Consider the following 17,218-nt stretch of genomic DNA (forward strand, 5'->3'; position numbering starts at 1 on the left):
GGGTACGGGGGCGCGGTGGGCGCGGTTGCCCGGTGGCCGCGCGGGCTATCCGTGCAGGTGTGCCCCGCAGTGCGGCCAGGGGCTCGCGCCCCGGCGTACGTACAGCTTCTTCGCGCGGAGCGTCTGTTCTGCCGCGGGGGCGTCCTGGGGGCGGCCGGTGCCGCCGAGGGTGTGCCAGGTGTGGGTGTCGAACTGGTAGAGGCCGCCGTAGGTGCCGGAGGGGTCGACCGCGTTGGGGCGGCCGCCGGACTCGCAGGCCGCGAGCCCCCGCCAGTTGAGGCCGTCCGCGCCCCGCACGGACCTCGGCAGGGGCTTGGTGCCGACCTTGACCACCTGGGCGCGCGGCTCGCGCACGACCTCGGTCCTGGTCCGCCTCGGTTTCTGCCGTACGCCGTTGACGGTGCGCAGGGAGTACGTGATCCGCCGCAGCCCCGGCTGTCCGGCCCGCTCCACGACCTCCGTGCCCTTGAAGAGGGAGGGGTCGTCGGTGCGCCGCACGTCGAACGGGATCGGCTCCTCACGGACCTCCTTGGTGCCGGTGATCCGCAGGACGGTGACCGTCTGCCCGTCGCGCGGGAAGCTGCCGGGCGCCACGGAGGTGGTGTCCTGGCCGCGCAGGGTGATCCCGGCCTCCTCGACCGCCTCGGCCACGGTCGCCGCGTTGGTGCGGATGGTGCGGGCCCTGCCGTCGGCCATGACCGTCACGGCGCGCTCGGTGCGCACGTCCAGCGCGAGCCCCTCACGCCCGATGCGCCGGGAGCGCGCGAGCGAGAGGTACGCGCCCTCCGCGCGCACCCCGAACTGTTCGAGCGCCGCCTCCACCGTGTGGGCCGTCGTCCACAGCTGGTGCCGTTGTCCGTCCAGGGTGAGCCGTACCGGACGCCCGTAGCGCACCGCCACCTCGTCGCCACTGGACAGGGTCGCGCCCGGGCCGGGCGCGACCACGTCGTGCGCGCCGACCGCCACGCCCTCGTCCGCCAGCAGCTCGGTGACGTCGTCGGCGAAGGTGTGCAGCGTGCGCGCCTTGCCGTCGACGTTCAGCTCGACGGCCTTGTCCTCGGCGACGAAGGCGGTGGTGCCGCCGGCGAGGAATGCGACGACGAGGGCCTGCGGGAGCAGTCGGCGCACGGTGGAGTCCTGGCGCTCGGCGGACCGCGCCCTGCGCCGGCGCGCGGCCCGCCCGTCCGTCCCCGCGGGCATCGCTGCCCCCAGCTGGGGGAACAACGGTTTCGGCAGCTGGAGCGTCTCGGGCGGCGGGGCCTCCTCGTACGCGGGCCGGTACGGGTCGTCGTAGGGCGGCCGTTCCTCGTACGCCCCGGGGGCCGCGTACACGCCGTAGGCGAGCGTCTCGGCGTTGTGCAGGTCGACGTACGGTCCAGCGCCGCCGTACGGCTCGTACTCGAGGTACTGGGAGTTGCTCACGCCGACACGCTCCAGGGACGGGGTCCGGATCGGGCCCCCAGAACCTAGCGGAGGGACCGTCACTCTCCAAAGCGACGCGGCTACCCAGAGTTGTGTTCGAACAGGTCAGTAGTCGAACGCCCGTGCGGTGTTGACCGCGAGCGCCGTCGCCAGGGTGTCCTCGTCGACGCCTCGTACGGCGGCCATGGCGCGCACCGTGACGGGGACCAGGTAGGGCGCGTTGGGCCGGCCGCGATAGGGCGCCGGGGTGAGGAAGGGGGCGTCGGTCTCCACCAGGAGCAGCTCCAGCGGGGCGACGGCGAGGGCGTCGCGCAGGTTCTGGGCGTTCTTGAAGGTGACGTTGCCGGCGAAGGACATGAAGTAGCCGGCGCGGGCGCAGGTCTCCGCCATCTCGGCGTCACCGGAGTAGCAGTGGAAGACGGTGCGCTCGGGCGCGCCCTCCTCCTTCAGGACCCGCAGGACGTCCGCGTGGGCGTCGCGGTCGTGGATGACCAGCGCCCTGCCGTGCCGCTTGGCGATCTCGATGTGGGCGCGGAAGGAGCGCTCCTGCGCCTCCTTGCCCTCGGGCCCGGTGCGGAAGTAGTCGAGACCCGTCTCGCCGACGCCCTTGACCTGGGGAAGCGCGGCCAGGCGGTCGATCTCGGCGAGCGCCTCGTCGAGCGCCGCCGCGCCCCCCGGCTCACGCGCTCCCTGCCGGGACCAGCCGTCGGGGTCTCCGTGCACGATCCGCGGGGCCTCGTTGGGGTGCAGGGCCACCGTGGCGTGGACGTTCTCGTGCGCGGCCGCCGTCTCGGCCGCCCACCGCGAGCCCCGTATGTCGCAGCCCACCTGCACCACCGTGGTCACACCCACCGACGCGGCCTTCGCGAGGCCCTCCTCCACCGTGCCCGACTGCATGTCGAGGTGGGTGTGGGAGTCGGCGACCGGCACCCCGAGGGGTGCCGGGAGCGGCGGCGCGGCGTTCTTGTCGGCGTTCGAAGGCATGCCCCGATCCTACGAAAGAGGCACGCCCGCCTGCCCGTGCGTTCCGCTCAGCTCGCCCTGCGGTGGAAGGGGTGCAGGAGATCGGAGAGGTGCCAGTGGTGCGGCTCCTTCGGCTCCGGCGCCGCGTCGGCTTCCTGATGGCGGGTGCGCTGCGCGGCGACGCGCACCGAGGAGACCCGCCCCGGCTGCATGATCCGTACGACGTGGTTGTCGCAGTTGGGGCAGGTGGGCCTGCTCAACGGGGAGGGCACCACCTGTCCGTTCGCCACGTACCTGACGAACTCATGGCCGTCGCCCGCTGTGTGGTGCTCGATCTCGTACGACTGTTCCCAGCCGTGCCCGCAGCCCATGCAGGCGAAGGAATACGACTCGTTGACCACGGCGGTCGCCCCGTTGCGAAGGCCGGTGTGCCCTGTGATCTCACTCATGGCCAGCTCCTGTTGTCCGCTGGAGGGGACCGTCGGGTCCCGCAACCCAGTGGACGCCTCACCGTGAGGCGAATGCATCCGACCTGTGCACTGTTGAAGCCGATTTGGGCGTCCCTTGCCCTAAGGCCCGGCCCCCTTTGCCCGCACATGGGGCGCACGCTCATACGACATGCGCCCTGCTCAGAGCGGGTGTGAACCCTCTCACACTCCCTCTTCCCCCTGTGTCACAACTCCCCCGCGTTCTTCGCCGCCACCACCGCGTCGAACACCTCGCGCTTGGGCAGTCCGGCCTCCGCCGCGACCGCCGCGATCGCCTCCTTGCGGCGCTCGCCGGCCTCCTCGCGCACCCGGACCCGCCGCACCAGTTCCGCCGCGTCGAGCTCCTCGGGCCCGCGCTCGGGCGCCCCGGAGACGACGACGGTGATCTCGCCGCGCACGCCCTGCGCCGCCCACTCCACCAGCTCGCCCAGCGGGCCGCGCCGGACCTCCTCGTACGTCTTGGTCAGCTCCCGGCACACGGCGGCCCGCCGGTCCGTGCCGAACACCTCGGCCATCGCGGCCAGCGTGTCGTCGAGCCGGTGCGGCGCCTCGAAGTACACGAGCGTGCGCCGTTCCTCCGCGACCTCCCGCAGCCGCGACAGCCGCTCCCCCGCCTTCCTCGGCAGGAATCCCTCGAAACAGAACCGGTCGACGGGCAGCCCGGACAGCGCGAGCGCGGTGAGCACGGCGGACGGACCGGGCACCGCGGTCACCCGGATGTCCCGCTCCACGGCCGCCGCGACCAGCCGGTACCCCGGGTCGGAGACCGACGGCATCCCGGCGTCCGTGACGAGCAACACGCGCGCGCCGCCGAGCAGCTCCTCGACGAGTTCGGGCGTACGGGCCGACTCGTTGCCCTCGAAGTACGACACGACACGCCCCTTGGGCGTCACGCCCAGCGCCTGCGACAGCCGGCGCAGCCGGCGCGTGTCCTCGGCGGCGACGACATCGGCACCGGTCAGCTCCTCGGCGAGCCGCGGCGGCGCGTCGGAGACGTCACCGATGGGCGTACCGGCGAGGACGAGGGTTCCGGGGGTGGTTCCGGACGGGTTTCCTGGGGCGACTGTCACGTTTCCATCCTCGCAGGGGGCGGGCCCTACCCGATCGAGTAGGGCCCATGCACGGGACTCACACAGACCTGTTCCCTACGATGGCGCGGTGACCAGTACCGCGTCCTCCATGGACTCCACGGGCTCCACTGACCACCGGCCCGCCCAGACAGCGCACGACGACGGGCACGACCTCGTGCATGACCGGAGGCCGTCGTCGTGGCAGCAACGGCTGCGCCGGTTCGGATACGCGGCGGAGCCGGTGGGCGACGTCCGGGAGCGGCTGGTGCCGCCGTACGTGCAGCCGAGCCCCCGGTTGTGGCAGACGCTGGGGCTGCCGCCCGTGTGGGTGGACCGGACCGTGCGCTGGTCTGGCTGGGGCGGTCCGCTGCTGGTCACGCTGTTGGCGGGCGTGATCCGGTTCTGGAACCTGGGCAATCCGAAGCGGGTGATATTCGACGAGACGTACTACGCGAAGGACGCGTGGGCGCTCGTCCACCGCGGTTTCGAGGTCAACTGGGGCAAGAACGCCAACGACCTCATCCTCTCCTCGGGCGGTCATGTCGGCATTCCGACGGACGCGGCGTACGTCGTGCACCCGCCGGTCGGCAAGTACGTGATCGGTCTGGGCGAGCTGATGTTCGGGTTCGACCCGTTCGGCTGGCGGTTCATGACGGCCCTGCTGGGGACCCTCTCCGTGCTGCTGCTGTGCCGGATCGGCCGCCGGATCTTCCGCTCCACGTTCCTGGGCTGCCTCGCGGGCGCGCTGATGGCCGTGGACGGACTCGCCTTCGTGATGAGCCGCACCTCGCTGCTCGACGGGGTGCTGATGTTCTTCGTGCTGGCGGCGTTCGGCTGTCTGGTCGTGGACCGCGACAAGGCGCGGGAAAGGCTCGCGGCGGCCCTGCCGCCGGACGTGGACGGCCGCCGCCGCCCCGACGCGCACATCGCGGAGACCACGCGCCTCGGCCTGCGTCCCTGGCGCTGGGCGGCCGGCCTGATGTTCGGGCTGGCCATCGGCACGAAGTGGAACGCGCTCTACATCATGGCCGCGTTCCTCCTCATGACCCTGCTGTGGGACGTCGGCTCCCGCAAGGTGGCGGGCGCCCGCCACCCCTACCGGGCGGTACTGAAGCACGACACGGGCCTGACGTTCCTTGCCACCGTCCCGGTCGCCCTCGTCACCTACCTGGTGTCGTGGACGGGCTGGATCCTCTCCCCCGCCGACGGCTCGGGCGGCTACTACCGCAACTGGGCGGCCACCGACGGCAAGGGCGGCAGCTGGACGTGGCTGTTCCCGGACTGGTGGCGCAGCCTGTGGCACTACGAGCACGAGGTGTACGAGTTCCACACGCACCTGACCTCGCCGCACAACTACCAGTCGAACCCGTGGAGCTGGCTCGTACTGGGCCGCCCGGTCTCGTACTTCTACGAGTCCCCCTCGCCCGGCACGGACGGCTGCCCCACGGACGCGGGCGGGAAGTGCGCGCGCGAGGTCCTCGCGATCGGTACCCCGGTCCTGTGGTGGGCGGCCTGCTTCGCGATCCTGTACGTCCTGTGGCGCTGGCTGTTCCGCCGTGACTGGCGCGCGGGCGCGATCGCCTGCGGCATCGCGGCCGGGTACCTCCCCTGGTTCATGTACCAGGAGCGCACGATCTTCCTCTTCTACGCCGTCGTCTTCCTGCCGTTCCTGTGCTTGGCGGTGGCGATGATGATCGGCGCCCTCGTCGGCCCCCCGGGCTCCTCCGACACGCGCCGCGTGGCGGGAGCGACCGGGGCGGGCGTCCTGGTTCTGCTGGTCGCCTGGAACTTCATCTACTTCTGGCCGCTGTTCACGGGCCAGGCGATCCCGATCGACCAGTGGCGGTCACGGATGTGGATCGATACGTGGGTCTAGGCCTGCCCGAGTGGGAGCGGCTCGGTGCAGGTGCGGGGCCGTCATTCTGGTCAGCAGCCCGTGTTCACGTATGTGGTTGGACACCCAGGGCTAACGATTCCGGAAACTGGGGCCCCGCGCATCACTCTTTGCGCTTACTGTGAGCCGAAGCAGGGGGTTTCTGAACGCGTTCAGAAAGGCCCGTACGGGTTCAACGGGGAGGGGTCGCACATGCGTAAGGGGGCAAAGGCGGCGATAGTCGGCTCGGTGCTCGCCGTGATGGTGGGCGGGGCCGGCTATGGCGCCTTCAACATCGTGAACGCGCTGAGCGGCGGCGGAGGCGGCGATTCGGGGGCGGACGGGGGGCCCGCGCCGGTGCGGACCGGGCCGCCGAGCGCGTCCGAGGTGAAGGACACGACCACCAAGTTCTTCGCGGCCTGGGAGAAGGGCGAGGCCGCCACGGCGGCCGACCTCACCAACAACGCGCAGAAGGCGGAGCCGCTGCTGACCTCGTACGGCGAGAGCGCGCACATCACCCAGGTGAAGATCACACCCGGCGCGGCGGCCGGGAACAGCGTGCCGTACACGGTCAGGGCAACGGTGTCCTACGGGGGCAAGTCGAAGCCCCTCGACTACAAGAGCGAGCTCACCGTGGTCCGCGGGGTCACCACCGGGAAGGCGCTGGTGGACTGGCAGCCGTCGGTCGTCCATCCCGAGCTGAAGGACATGGACGACACCCTGGTCACGGGCGAGGCGTCGGCGCCGCCGATCGAGGCCGTGGACCGCGACGGCAACGTGCTGACCAAGGAGAAGTACCCGTCGCTCGGGCCGATCCTGGACGAACTGCGCTCCAAGTACGGCGACAGGGCGGGCGGTACGGCGGGCATCGAGCTGGCGATCCGCCACGCCACCCCGGACACCGCGGACACCCCGCTGCTGACCCTGGCGAAGGGCAAGGCGGGCAAGCTGCCCACCACGCTCAGCGCGGGCGTGCAGGCGGCCGCGGAGAAGGCGGTGAAGAAGTACGCCGAGTCGTCGGTGGTGGCCGTCAAACCGAGCACCGGCGAGGTGCTGGCGGTCGCCAACAACCGCGCCGACGGCTGGAACGCCGCGTTCCTCGGGGAGGTGGCGCCCGGCTCCACCATGAAGATCATCAGCGCGGCCACCCTCATCGACACCGGCCTCACCACCGCGAACGGGCCCGCGCCCTGTCCGCCCACCGCCGTCTCGGAGAGCCAGACCTTCCACAACATCAAGAACATGCCCCCGAACGAGAACGCGACCCTCTCGGAGAGCTTCGCCCGCTCCTGCAACACCGCGTTCGTGAAGTTCGCCGACGAGGTGAAGGTCGACTCCCTCACCAACGAGGCCAGGGACCGCTTCGGCATCGGGCTCGACTGGAAGACCGGCATCCCCTCCTTCGACGGCTCCGTCCCCGCCTCCGGCGGCCCCGACACCGCGGCCAACCTGATCGGACAGGGCCAGGTCCAGATGAACCCGCTGAACATGGCCTCGGTGACGGCGACCGCGATGACGGGCGCCTTCCGCCAGCCGGTGATCGTGCCGCGGAGCCTCGACGACCGTGAACTGGCACACGCGCGGGGACTGTCGGCGAGCACCGTGGCGCAACTGCGCGCCATGATGAACCGCACCGCCACCAGCGGCACCGCGGCCGGTGTGATGTCCAGGCTGAGCGGCCGCATCGGCGCGAAGACCGGCTCCGCCGAGGTCGACGGCCAGACGAAGTCCAACAGCTGGTTCACCGGGTACCGCGACGACGTGTCCGCCGCGGCCATGGTCCAGGACGGCGGCCACGGCGTCGACGCGTCCGGCCCGATCGTCGCGGAGGTCCTGCGGGCCGGATGACGGATCCCCCAAGCCGCCGGTTCAGGTCTGTAACAGGTGGGTGGCTGACGTCACACGTGACGTCACCCCCACAGCACGGGACTCTAGGGTGGTTGCCGTCGTTGGGGTGAGTGAGGGCAACGAGGGCAGCGGGGCGTGGGCGGCAGGGGGCCCCAGCCCCTGGGGATCCGGAGGATCAGGGCAGTGGGCAAGAGAAGGCGCGTCGACGAGCGGCGCAGCAAGCGGCGGCCCGCCGTCGTCGGCGGCATGATCGCCGTCGTCGTCGGCGGTGCCGGGTTCGGTGTCTACGCCCTCTACGACGGCGGTGCCGCGGCCGAGGACGGCTCGGCGGGGAAGAAGCTGGTCGTCAAGAGCGGCCCGCCGTCGGCGGCCGAGGTCACCAGCACCGCGCAGACGTTCCTGACGGCCTGGCAGCGGGGCGAGGTGACGCGGGCGGCCGCCGTGACCGACGACTCCACCGCCGCCTCCGCCCTGCTCACCGGCTACACCAAGGACGCCCACATCACGGACGTCACCCTCACGGCCGGCACGCGCACCGGCGGCAAGGTGCCCTTCTCCGTCAAGGCCACGGTGACGTACAAGAAGGTCAGCAAGCCGCTCTCGTACGAGAGCGCGCTGACCGTCGTACGGGCGAAGAACGGCAAGCCGCTGGTCGACTGGCACGCGTCCGTGGTGCACCCCGCTCTGGCCGACGGGGACACCCTGGTGACCGGTGAGGCGGGCGACCCCCCGGTCAAGGCGCTGGACCGCGACGGCGGCGAGATCACCGCGGCCAAGTACCCGTCCCTGGGCACCGTGCTGGACGGACTGCGCGAGAAGTACGGCAAGAAGGCGGGCGGGACGGCGGGCGTCGAGCTGCGGGTGGCGCGCGGCAAGGCGTCGAAGGCGAAGAAGTCCTCCGACAAGACGCTCCTGGAGCTCAGCAAGGGCACCCCGGGCACGGTGAAGACGACGCTGAGCCCGACCCTGCAGGCCGCCGCCGAGCAGCAGGTCGCGAAGACCGCGCGCGCGTCCGTCGTCGTCCTGCGCCCCTCCACCGGCGAGATCCTCGCCGTGGCGAACACCAACCACGGCTTCAACACCGCCTTCAACGGCTCCCTCGCGCCCGGCTCCACGATGAAGGTCATCACGTCGTCGCTGCTCATCGAGAAGGGGCTGGCGTCGGCGGACAAGGTGCACCCGTGCCCGAAGACGTTCACCTACGGCGGCTGGAAGTTCCACAACGACGACGACTTCAAGATCACCGGCGGCACCTTCAAGGCGAGCTTCGCCCGCTCCTGCAACACGGCCTTCATCAGCCAGGCGCCCGACCTGGACAACGACAGCCTGACCAAGCAGGCGCAGCAGGTGTTCGGCCTGTCGATGAACAACTGGGCGATCGGCGTGCCCACCTTCGACGGCTCGGTGCCGGTGCAGTCGGCGGCCCAGATGGCGGCCTCCCTGATCGGCCAGGGCGGGGTGCGGATGAACCCGCTGAACATGGCGTCGGTCGCCGCGACGGTGAAGTCGGGCGCCTTCCACCAGCCGTACCTGGTGTCGCCCTCGGTCGACGACCGCGCCGTGGCGACGGCCTCACGCACGATGTCCTCGGCCACGCTGTCGCAGTTGCGGGAGCTGATGAACTACACCGCCGCGTACGGCACCGCCGCCGAGGCGATGTCCGGGCTGGGCCCCGACGACGGCGCGAAGACGGGCTCGGCGGAGGTCGACGGCCAGTCCAAGCCGAACGGCTGGTTCACCGCCTACCGCGGCGACCTCGCGGCGGCGGGTGTCGTCCAGGCGGGCGGCCACGGCGGCGACACGGCGGGCCCGATCGTGGCGTCCCTGCTGCGGATGGGCGGCTGAGCGCGGTCAGTGGGTGACCGGCTGGCCCGCCATGTAGGTGCGGCGCAGGAAGCGCAGGAGGGCCTTCGACTCGAACTGGACGACGGACACCCCGTGCGCGGAGTGGAACTCGACCACGGCCTGGACGCGGCCCAGCGGCCACACGCGGACGTCCCCGGTGCCGACGGGGGCGCGCAGGCCCTGTTCGAGGAGCGCGCGGGGGAAGGTCCACTCGTGCCGGCCGGGGAGGCCGACGCGCACCGAGCGGGGGTCGTCGTCCGGGTCGTAGCGCAGGACGACAGGGACGGCCGCGTGTTCCTCCGTGAGGGGGTCCGCGTCGGTGACGATGTGGGCTCGCGCGTACTGCTCGATTACGGACATCGACCGGCCCTCTCACTCTGCGTGATCTGTGGGTGAGCTGTGAGCTCGACCCCCTCCCAATGTCGCATATTTTCCGGAATGCGCCCTTCCGAGGCAGGGCTATCTCACATGTGCGATACACAGGAAACGCACGAGCTTCTCGCTCTTGCGAACTATTCGCATTAAGCCACTATCATCGAACGGTGCACGTACCCGACGGATTCATCAACGCCCCGACCTCCGCCGTGACCGGAGTCGTCGCCGCGGGCGCCATCGCCGTGAGCCTGCGCGGCGCGCGCCGTGAGCTCGACGAGCGGACGGCACCGCTGGCCGGCCTGGTGGCCGCCTTCATCTTCGCCGTGCAGATGCTGAACTTCCCCGTCGCGGCGGGAACCAGCGGCCATCTGCTGGGCGGCGCGCTCGCCGCGATACTCGTGGGCCCCTGCACGGGTGTCCTGTGCGTGTCCGTGGTCCTGCTGATGCAGGGCATCCTCTTCGCCGACGGCGGTCTCACCGCGCTCGGCGTGAACATCACCGACATGGCGATCGTGACGACGGTCGTCGCGTACGCCGTCTTCCGCACCTTGGTGAGGATCCTGCCGCGCACCCGACGGTCCGTCACCGCCGCGTCCTTCGTCGCCGCCCTGCTGTCCGTGCCCGCCGCGGCCGGGGTCTTCACGCTCCTCTACTGGATCGGCGGCACCACCGACGTGGCGATCGGCAAGGTCGCCACCGCGATGGTCGGTGTGCACGTCCTGATCGGCATCGGCGAGGCCGCGATCACCGCGCTGACGGTGGGCGCCGTGATCGCCGTACGGCCGGACCTCGTGTACGGGGCACGCGGCCTGCGGCGGAAGCTCCAGTTGCGGGTGAACGGCGCCCTCGTCGACGCGCCCGCGCCCGACGGGGCGCGCACGGCGCCCGTGGCGGCGCGCACCTCCCGCCGCACCCTGTGGGTGACCGGTCTCGTCACCTCCCTCGTCCTGGCCGGCTTCGTCAGCTTCTACGCCTCCGCGAACCCCGACGGCCTGGAGAAGGTCGCCGCCGACCACGGCATCGACAAGAAGGCCGAGAAGCACGCGTCCGCCGACTCCCCGCTCGCCGACTACGGCATCAAGGACGTGACCGACGCCCGCCTGTCCGGCGGCCTCGCGGGCGTGATCGGTGTCGGCGTGACCGTCGTCGCGGGCAGCACCGTCTTCTGGGCGGTCCGCCGGCGCCGTACGGCCGACGCGTCCCCCACCGCCGTAGAGAACGTCTGACGGCATGGGTGCCGGACACGCGCACAGGCTCTACCGGCACGGGCACTCGCCCGTGCACGGTCTGCCTCCGCACACGAAACTCGCCGCGGCCTTCGCCTTCGTGGTGGTCGTGGTGTCGACTCCGCGGGAGGCGATGTGGGCGTTCGGCCTGTACGCCGTCCTGCTCGGCTGCGTCGCGTACCACGCGCGCGTGCCGGCCGGCTTCCTGCTGAAGCGGCTGCTGATCGAGGTGCCGTTCGTCGCCTTCGCCGTGCTGATGCCGTTCGTGGCGGAGGGGGAGCGGGTGGACGTCCTGGGGCTGTCGCTCAGCGTCAACGGCCTCTGGGGCGCCTGGAACGTCCTCGCCAAGGGCACCCTCGGTGTCGCCGCCTCCGTCCTCCTGGCGGCCACCACGGAGCTGCGGGAACTCCTCCTCGGCCTGCAACGCCTGAAACTGCCGCCTCTGCTCGTGCAGATCGCGTCCTTCATGATCCGCTACGGCGATGTCATCACCGACGAGATGCGGCGCATGCGGATCGCGCGCGAGTCGCGCGGTTTCGAGGCGCGGGGCGTCCGGCACTGGGGGGTGCTCGCGAAGTCGGCGGGCGCCCTCTTCATCCGCTCCTACGAGCGCGGGGAGCGGGTGCACCTGGCCATGGTCAGCCGGGGGTACGCCGGTTCGATGCCCGTGATCGACGAGGTGACCGCGTCCCGGGCGCAGTGGTCGTACGCACTCGCCCTCCCCGTCGCCGCCCTCGTCGTCTGCGTGTTGGGATGGGTGCTGTGACTCCTTCTCTCGAGGTCTCCGGCCTCGCCTTCGCCTACCCCGACGGCCACCAGGCCCTGTTCGGCGTGGACTTCTCGATCGCACGCGGGGAACGGGTGGCGCTGCTCGGACCGAACGGCGCCGGCAAGACGACCCTCGTGCTGCACCTCAACGGCATCCTGACCGGCGGCGCGGGCACGGTGACGGTCGCCGGACTGCCCGTCGGCAAGCGGCACATGGCCGAGATCCGCCGCAAGGTCGGCATCGTCTTCCAGGACCCGGACGACCAGCTGTTCATGCCGACGGTGCGCGAGGACGTGGCGTTCGGGCCGGCGGCGGCCGGACTGAAGGGCGCCGAGCTGGAGGAACGGGTCGACCAGGCGCTCGCGCGGGTCGGCATGTCCGGGTTCCGGGACCGGCCGCCGCACCACCTCTCCTTCGGCCAGCGCCGCCGGGTGGCCGTCGCGACGGTGCTGGCGATGGAGCCCGAGATCCTCGTCCTGGACGAGCCGTCCTCCAATCTCGACCCCGCCTCGCGCCGCGAACTCGCGGACATCCTGCGCTCGTTGGACGTCACCGTCCTGATGGTCACCCACGACCTGCCGTACGCCCTGGAGCTGTGCCCGCGCTCCCTGATCCTCAGCGAGGGCGTGATCGCGGCGGACGGACGCACCGGCGAGCTGCTCGCCGACGACACCCTCATGCGCACCCACCGCCTGGAGCTGCCCTTCGGCTTCGACCCGCGCTCGGTGACAATGGGCGCGTGACGAACCAGGAGACCGAGGGCTCGCTGCTGCTCGACGACCAGCTGTGCTTCGCGCTGTACGCGGCCCAGCGCGCGGTGACGTCCGCCTACCGCCCGCTCCTCGACGAGCTCGGCATCACCTATCCGCAGTACCTCGTGCTGCTGGCGCTGTGGGAGCGCGGCGAGACGACCGTGAAGGCGCTGGCCGACGCGCTCCGGCTCGACTACGGCACGATGTCTCCGCTGCTGAAGCGACTGGAGGCGGCGGGGCTGGTGCGCCGGGAGCGCGCGGCGCACGACGAGCGCTCGGTGCTGGTCAGGTGCACCGGGCGCGGCGAGGAACTGCGGGAGCGCGCGGCGCGCGTGCCCGGCGCTCTGCTCGCGGCGACAGGGCTGGAGGCGGCGGAGGTCGTGCGGTTGCGTGAGGAGTTGTGGGGGCTCGCGGAGAGGGCGCACGCGGCGGCGAACCGCACGCGGTAGCCCCGAGCCGGGGTTACCCGTGGTTACTACCCCCTGGTAGCCGCACGCCTCCGTACCGGCCGGTACCTTGTGCACGATGTAATCGGGCAAGTTTCTGGGGGAGGTCCCGCCGTGACCGAAGACACCGCCGTCGACACCCGTCCGACGAAGATCATGTACGTCGCCGAGGCGACCGCGCACGGAGGCCGCGACGGGTATGTGACCAGCCAGGACGGGCAGATCGAGCTCAAGGTGGCGATGCCGCCGGCGCTGGGCGGCGACGGCAACGGCACCAACCCGGAGCAGCTCTTCGCGGCCGGCTACAGCTCCTGCTTCCACAACGCGCTGATTCTCGTCGGCAACCGGGCGGGCTACGACCTGACCGGGTCGACGGTGGCCGCGAAGGTGGGGATCGGCCCGAACAAGAGCAAGGGCTACGGGCTGGCCGTCGCCCTCAGCGTCTCGCTCCCCGTCATGGACGCCGGCCTCGCCGCGAAACTGGTGGACGCGGCGCACGAGGTCTGCCCGTACTCGAACGCCACCCGCGGCAACATCGACGTGACGATCCTGCTGGGCTGAGGAATCCCAGGCCGCATGCCTGTGTTTCACTCACTGTCACAAGCGAGGGAGAGGACCCGTCGTGGAAGTGGTCGTGAACGGCACGGTGGCCGACGGGTTCGAACCGGTACGTGAGGCGTTCGCGGGGAACTTCGCGTCCCTCGGGGACCGCGGGGCGGCGGTGGCCGTCTACCGGGACGGCCACAAGGTCGTCGACCTGTGGGCCGGGACGCGGGACGTCGACGGCGCGGCTCCCTGGGAGCACGGCACCGCGCAGATCGTGCGCTCCGCGACCAAGGGCGTCGCCGCCGCCGTACTCCTGCTGCTGCACCAGCGCGGGCAGCTCGACCTCGACGCGCCCGTCGGGGCGTACTGGCCCGAGTACAAGGCGGCGGGCAAGGAGCGGACGCTGGTCCGGCATCTGCTCGCGCACCGCGCGGGTGTGCCCGTCCTGGACCGGCCGCTGACGCCCGCCGAGGCGGCCGACCCCGACCTCGGCGCGGCCGCGGTCGCGGCGCAGGCGCCCGCCTGGGAGCCGGGGACCGACCACGGGTACCACGCGCAGACGTACAGCTGGCTGACGGGTGAGCTGGTGCGGCGGGTCACGGGCCGGGGCATCGGCGAGTGGATCGCCGACGAGATCTCCGGGCCGGTCGGCGCCGACCTGTGGCTGGGGCTGCCGGCGGCGCAGAGCGCGCGCGTGGGGCGCGTCGGGCAGGTGGACGCGCCGACGCCGGCGGGGGGCTTGCGGGCCCGCCCCAAGCGGTCCGTCGCCGACGCCTACGCCGACCCCCGTTCCCTCACCCGCCGCGCCTTCGCCGCGATCACCCCCCTGCCCGACGAGAACGACCCCGCCTACCGCGCGGCCGCCCTCCCCGCCTCCAACGGCATCGCCACCGCCGACGGTCTGGCCCGCTTCTACGCCTCGCTGATCGGCGAAGTGGAGGGCGGGGTGCGGCTGTTCACACCGGAGACGGTGGAGCTGGCGCGCGCCGAGGAGTCGCGGGGACCCGACCGGGTGCTCGTGGTGAACACCCGGTTCGGCCTCGGCCACATGCTGCACGGCGGGGCGTCCCCGCTGCTCTCCCCCGCCTCCTTCGGCCACCCGGGCCGCGGCGGCGCGCTCGGCCTCGCCGACCCCGACTCCGGTATCGCCTTCGGCTATGTGACCAACGGCTTCCGGACGAGCGTCACGGCGGACCCGCGGGCCCAGGCACTGCTGCGGGCGCTACGGACGGCGGCCACGGGTTGAGCCGTGTACCTCGTCATCCGTTGATCTCCACATGTTGATCGCTACATGTTGATCTCGATACGTTGCCGTATATGCGTTGATCCCTACACGTTGATCTTCAGCCAGTTGATCCTCAGACGTTGATGGGATGAGACGTCCGGCCCGAGGCGTCGTCGATCTCCCCGTGGGCCTTGGTCAACAACTGCATGGCGAGTTCGTTGAGGGCGCGGGCGCCCGCGATCTCCTCGCCGACCCGGGGCTGGTTGGCGTCCACCCGGTGCCGGCTGGCGTGCCCGTGGGCCCGTACCTCGGTCCCGTCGGGCAGACGGACCAGCGCGGCCGCGCTCGTGTGCTGATCGTCCTCCTTGAACTCCAGCTCGACGTGCCATCCCACAGCGGTGTGCATCGTCATGTCGATCACCTCCGGAACTCCTGCTTCCAGGGTGCTCCTTCGGGCGGGCGACCGCACCCACGCGGAGTCAGGACAACAGAACCGTGCTCTCCGGTACGTCGATCCCGAACTCCTCGTCGCAGATCCTGCGCGCCTCCGCCTCATCGGTGAGTTCCCGCTCGGTGACGGTGCCGTCGGCGCGGACGCGCACGAGACGGCGGCCGTCGAGGAAGAGGTGGCCGTCGGGGGTCAGGTGCTGGATGCGGGGGCGGCTTCTGAACGGGGAACGGGGGTGGGTGGCGATGTGCCAGTTGGCGACCTCGAAGTCGGGCTTCTCGAAGGGTGCGAGGGTGAAGACGTACTGCGCCTGCCAGACCGCTCCCGTACGGAACTCCAGGGCCCACAGTTCCAGTGGCCCGCGGCGGGGAACGTGGACGAGCCGGTGCCGGCGCCCGCCGACGGCGTACTCCTCGCCCACGGCCAGCGGAATCGCCTCCAGCAGCGCGCCGGGGGAACCGAAGCCGACGTCGGCGAGGTGAGGACGTCCCGGCTGGCCGGGTACCTCGACCAGCAGCACCATGTGCGTCAGCGGCCGGTCCTCGACGCGCCCCCCACCCAGGACGACCCGCGCCGCCAGCCGCGTCACCCCGAGCCCGAGCGCCACCAGGGCACCCGCGAGCAGCGTGTTCTGCTCGAAGCAGTAACCACCGCGCCGTCCCCGTACGAGCTTGGCGACCAGGTCGCCGAGCGCGAGGGAGGGGACGACACCGCGCACCGGATCCAGGTTCTCGAAGGGAAGGGACCGGACGTGGGCCCGATGCACCCCCCGAAGGGTGGCCGCGTCCGGTCGGCGGTCGCCGCCCCAGCCGATGCGCCGGAAGTAGGCGTCCAGGTCGTCGGGCGGCAGGCCCATCGTGTCGGCGATCACGATCTCGCCGGTCAACCGGCGTGCAGCATCAGGCCGATGCCGAGGACCAGCAGGCCGGCGGCGGCGACGCGGGGCGCGCCGAAGCGCTCCTTGAAGAACAGGGCGCCGATCGCCGCCCGGTCGGGCCGCCGCCCGCGCAGCCCCCACAGGGCGACCCCGGTCAGTCCCGCGCAGGACAGCGCGATGCCGGCGGCCGCCCAGCCGTCGGGGACCTCGTGCGCGAAGACGGCGGCGAGGACGGTGACGACGAGGGGCGCGGAGCCGCGGGCGATGGGATAGGCCTGACCGAAGTCACCGAGCCGGAAGGACCGCATCAGCAGGGCGTAGTAGGCGATGTGGATGACGGCGGAGGTGAGCAGGTACGGCCATGCCGCGGCCGCCGGAAAGTCGACGAAGGGCGCGAGGGCGAGCCCGATGAGCATGCCCCCGCCGGAGATCAGCGTGAAGCCGACCAGCTTGTCGGTGATGCGGTGGGCGATGGCGTTCCAGCCGGCGTGTGTGACCGCGGCGAGCAGAACGGCCGCCGTGACCTGCAGCGTCACGAGGTGCGCTCACGGACGTCCACGAGGGTGGCGGCGGCGTGTTCGACGAGGGCGTCGGGGGCGATGGGGAACACGGCGTGCGGATTCCCGGCGGCGGCCCACACCACGTCGTGCGCGAGCAGACTCCGGTCGGCGAGGACCCGGGTGCGCGTGCGGTGCCCGAACGGCGGCACGCCCCCGATGGCATACCCGGTCGTCTCCCGTACGACGTCGGCGGCGGCCCTGGTCACCTTCTGCGCCCCGAGTTCCTTCCGCACCAGCTCGACGTCGACCCTTGAGGCCCCGTCCATCAGCACCAGCACCGGCTCCCCGTCCGCCGTGAAGACCAGCGACTTGCAGATCTCGCTCAGCCCGCACCCGATCGCGGCGGCGGCCTCGGCGGCGGTGCGGGTCGCGTCCGGGAAGCGGCGGACCCGGGAGTGCAGGTCCTCGAGCCCGAGGTCGTGGAGGGCCTCGACGAAACGGGGATGGGCGCCGGCAGTCGTCGTCATGCAGGGCACGCTAGCGGT

At 71.7% G+C, this 17,218-nt stretch carries 18 protein-coding genes; 9 read left to right on the forward strand and 9 right to left on the reverse strand.

What is annotated here, in order from left to right; all coding sequences use genetic code 11:
* Positions 1–45: 45 nt before the first annotated feature.
* From ACIBVL_RS22440 to rsmI, 4 genes are all read right to left on the reverse strand, one after another.
* Positions 46–1,422 (reverse strand): ubiquitin-like domain-containing protein, encoded by a 1,377-nt coding sequence (locus tag ACIBVL_RS22440; protein WP_399099033.1) that lies wholly within the window; start codon positions 1,420–1,422, stop codon positions 46–48.
* A 105-nt stretch (positions 1,423–1,527) separates the two neighbouring features.
* A complete protein-coding gene (locus ACIBVL_RS22445) occupies positions 1,528–2,406 on the reverse strand; it encodes a TatD family hydrolase (RefSeq protein ID WP_399099034.1) in 879 nt (292 codons plus the stop codon).
* Positions 2,407–2,453: 47 nt separating this feature from the next.
* Complete coding sequence (locus ACIBVL_RS22450) at positions 2,454–2,834, reverse strand: hypothetical protein (protein WP_399099035.1); 381 nt, start codon at positions 2,832–2,834, stop codon at positions 2,454–2,456.
* A gap of 224 nt (positions 2,835–3,058) precedes the next feature.
* The gene (gene rsmI / locus ACIBVL_RS22455) at positions 3,059–3,943 is read right to left on the reverse strand and encodes a 16S rRNA (cytidine(1402)-2'-O)-methyltransferase (RefSeq protein ID WP_399099036.1); all 885 of its coding nucleotides are present in this window, start codon (positions 3,941–3,943) and stop codon (positions 3,059–3,061) included.
* An 88-nt stretch (positions 3,944–4,031) separates the two neighbouring features.
* Between rsmI and ACIBVL_RS22460 the strand changes: the two genes are divergently transcribed.
* The 3 genes from ACIBVL_RS22460 to ACIBVL_RS22470 all read left to right on the forward strand — a co-directional run bounded on the left by ACIBVL_RS22460 (position 4,032) and on the right by ACIBVL_RS22470 (position 9,509).
* Positions 4,032–5,819 (forward strand): dolichyl-phosphate-mannose--protein mannosyltransferase, encoded by a 1,788-nt coding sequence (locus tag ACIBVL_RS22460; protein WP_399099037.1) that lies wholly within the window; start codon positions 4,032–4,034, stop codon positions 5,817–5,819.
* Positions 5,820–6,029: 210 nt separating this feature from the next.
* The gene (locus ACIBVL_RS22465; protein ID WP_399099038.1) at positions 6,030–7,664 is read left to right on the forward strand and encodes a penicillin-binding transpeptidase domain-containing protein; all 1,635 of its coding nucleotides are present in this window, start codon (positions 6,030–6,032) and stop codon (positions 7,662–7,664) included.
* 183 nt (positions 7,665–7,847) lie between these two features.
* Positions 7,848–9,509 carry a penicillin-binding transpeptidase domain-containing protein gene (locus ACIBVL_RS22470; protein ID WP_399099039.1) on the forward strand — a complete coding sequence of 554 codons (1,662 nt, stop codon included), beginning with the start codon at positions 7,848–7,850 and terminating at the stop codon, positions 9,507–9,509.
* A gap of 6 nt (positions 9,510–9,515) precedes the next feature.
* Here ACIBVL_RS22470 and ACIBVL_RS22475 read toward each other — a convergent pair whose 3' ends face one another.
* Complete coding sequence (locus ACIBVL_RS22475; protein WP_399099040.1) at positions 9,516–9,869, reverse strand: SsgA family sporulation/cell division regulator; 354 nt, start codon at positions 9,867–9,869, stop codon at positions 9,516–9,518.
* 182 nt (positions 9,870–10,051) lie between these two features.
* Between ACIBVL_RS22475 and ACIBVL_RS22480 the strand changes: the two genes are divergently transcribed.
* From ACIBVL_RS22480 to ACIBVL_RS22505, 6 genes are all read left to right on the forward strand, one after another.
* Positions 10,052–11,110, forward strand: a complete 1,059-nt coding sequence (locus ACIBVL_RS22480; protein WP_399099041.1) for an energy-coupling factor ABC transporter permease — start codon at positions 10,052–10,054, stop codon at positions 11,108–11,110.
* Between the two features lie 4 nt (positions 11,111–11,114).
* Complete coding sequence (gene cbiQ / locus ACIBVL_RS22485) at positions 11,115–11,876, forward strand: cobalt ECF transporter T component CbiQ (protein ID WP_399099042.1); 762 nt, start codon at positions 11,115–11,117, stop codon at positions 11,874–11,876.
* Positions 11,864–12,622 (forward strand): energy-coupling factor ABC transporter ATP-binding protein, encoded by a 759-nt coding sequence (locus ACIBVL_RS22490; protein ID WP_399099043.1) that lies wholly within the window; start codon positions 11,864–11,866, stop codon positions 12,620–12,622. The genes cbiQ and ACIBVL_RS22490 overlap by 13 nt, the downstream gene beginning before the upstream one ends.
* The gene (locus ACIBVL_RS22495; protein WP_399099044.1) at positions 12,619–13,080 is read left to right on the forward strand and encodes a MarR family winged helix-turn-helix transcriptional regulator; all 462 of its coding nucleotides are present in this window, start codon (positions 12,619–12,621) and stop codon (positions 13,078–13,080) included. Before ACIBVL_RS22490 ends, ACIBVL_RS22495 begins: the two co-directional genes overlap by 4 nt.
* Positions 13,081–13,191: 111 nt before the next feature.
* Positions 13,192–13,638 carry an organic hydroperoxide resistance protein gene (locus ACIBVL_RS22500; protein WP_399099045.1) on the forward strand — a complete coding sequence of 149 codons (447 nt, stop codon included), beginning with the start codon at positions 13,192–13,194 and terminating at the stop codon, positions 13,636–13,638.
* Positions 13,639–13,705: 67 nt separating this feature from the next.
* Positions 13,706–14,869 carry a serine hydrolase domain-containing protein gene (locus ACIBVL_RS22505; RefSeq protein ID WP_399099489.1) on the forward strand — a complete coding sequence of 388 codons (1,164 nt, stop codon included), beginning with the start codon at positions 13,706–13,708 and terminating at the stop codon, positions 14,867–14,869.
* A 112-nt stretch (positions 14,870–14,981) separates the two neighbouring features.
* Here the strand turns inward: ACIBVL_RS22505 and ACIBVL_RS22510 are convergent, their stop codons facing one another.
* The 4 genes from ACIBVL_RS22510 to ACIBVL_RS22525 all read right to left on the reverse strand — a co-directional run bounded on the left by ACIBVL_RS22510 (position 14,982) and on the right by ACIBVL_RS22525 (position 17,200).
* A complete protein-coding gene (locus tag ACIBVL_RS22510) occupies positions 14,982–15,254 on the reverse strand; it encodes a DUF1876 domain-containing protein (protein WP_399099491.1) in 273 nt (90 codons plus the stop codon).
* 73 nt (positions 15,255–15,327) lie between these two features.
* Positions 15,328–16,152 carry an arylamine N-acetyltransferase gene (locus ACIBVL_RS22515; protein ID WP_399099493.1) on the reverse strand — a complete coding sequence of 275 codons (825 nt, stop codon included), beginning with the start codon at positions 16,150–16,152 and terminating at the stop codon, positions 15,328–15,330.
* Between the two features lie 26 nt (positions 16,153–16,178).
* Positions 16,179–16,709, reverse strand: a complete 531-nt coding sequence (locus tag ACIBVL_RS22520) for a hypothetical protein (protein WP_399099046.1) — start codon at positions 16,707–16,709, stop codon at positions 16,179–16,181.
* Positions 16,706–17,200, reverse strand: coding sequence for a YbaK/EbsC family protein (locus ACIBVL_RS22525; protein WP_399099047.1), 495 nt, complete (start codon positions 17,198–17,200; stop codon positions 16,706–16,708). The genes ACIBVL_RS22520 and ACIBVL_RS22525 overlap by 4 nt, the downstream gene beginning before the upstream one ends.
* Positions 17,201–17,218: the final 18 nt, after the last annotated feature.

The organism is Streptomyces sp. NPDC049687, from assembly GCF_044465285.1.
Taxonomy (GTDB): Bacteria; Actinomycetota; Actinomycetes; order Streptomycetales; family Streptomycetaceae; genus Streptomyces.